Source organism: Winogradskyella damuponensis, assembly GCF_039538385.1.
GTDB classification, from domain to species: Bacteria; Bacteroidota; Bacteroidia; order Flavobacteriales; family Flavobacteriaceae; genus Winogradskyella; species Winogradskyella damuponensis.
In genome coordinates this window covers 1-889 of the sequence record NZ_BAABCB010000037.1, presented here as the reverse complement: position 1 = coordinate 889, position 889 = coordinate 1, and the positions used below count along the sequence as shown (strand labels likewise).

Annotated in this window: 1 protein-coding gene; it reads left to right on the top strand. The window is 32.1% G+C overall.

Annotated elements, in window-relative coordinates; translation table 11 throughout:
• Nucleotides 1-110: 110 nt before the first annotated feature.
• Nucleotides 111-749: a suppressor of fused domain protein gene (locus ABD730_RS17100; protein ID WP_344716111.1), complete on the top strand. Its 639-nt coding sequence runs from the start codon at nt 111-113 to the stop codon at nt 747-749.
• The last annotated feature ends 140 nt before the right edge of the window (nt 750-889 follow it).

Genomic DNA, 889 nt, shown 5'->3' with positions numbered 1-889 from the left:
CGTTGCCAGTAATATGAGGAAACCAAAATCAAATGAAAATAATGAACTATAAAACTATCTTTCTGATTTTTGTTTCAACAATTGCGTATTCCCAAAATGCCGAAAAAAATATGAGTGATAAAGTACCTAATAGTGTTGAAATTGTTGACAGTCATTTAGACCAATTCTTTGATGAAGATGCAGACATTGTTGTATTTGACGAAATAGAATCTGAAATAATTCACAGAGACATTTTTTTCATAAAAGCTACAGAAGATAGACCTTATCACATTTTGTTGAGCTGTGGAATGAGTGCTTTACCAATGAAAGTACCTGAAGATATTGAATCATCTGAATTTGCAGAAGTTATGATATTGTTGCCAAAGGAATGGAATTTAGAATATGAGTCTTTTAGTGACGAACGAAATTATTGGCCAATTAGAATAATGAAGGAATTGATGATGTTACCACATCCGAATAAAACTTGGTTAGGTTTTGGACACACTTTCGGACACGAAGATGATGATGAACTTGCAGAAGGAATTGGATTTAATTCAGTAATGTTAGCCAGCTCAATGGAATTATCGGCTGATTTTACCGAAATCGAACTTGAAAATAATAAAGTGATTGACATTTATACTTTAATTCCACTTTACAAAGAAGAACTTGAGTTTAAGAAACAAAATAGCGCAAGTGATTTACTTGAAAAATTTGACAAATTCGGAATTGAAGAAATTGTGAAAGTTGGAAGAAAAAATGTTTGCGAATAAAAAATACTACTGGCAACAACGTGTATAATTAATGGCTAGTTCAAGCTTACTTACGAAAATCCTCGCGGATTTTCTATTCGGTTTTTATTTGTTAAATTAGGTGCTTAAACACGCCACTAATCATACACAAACACGTTGTG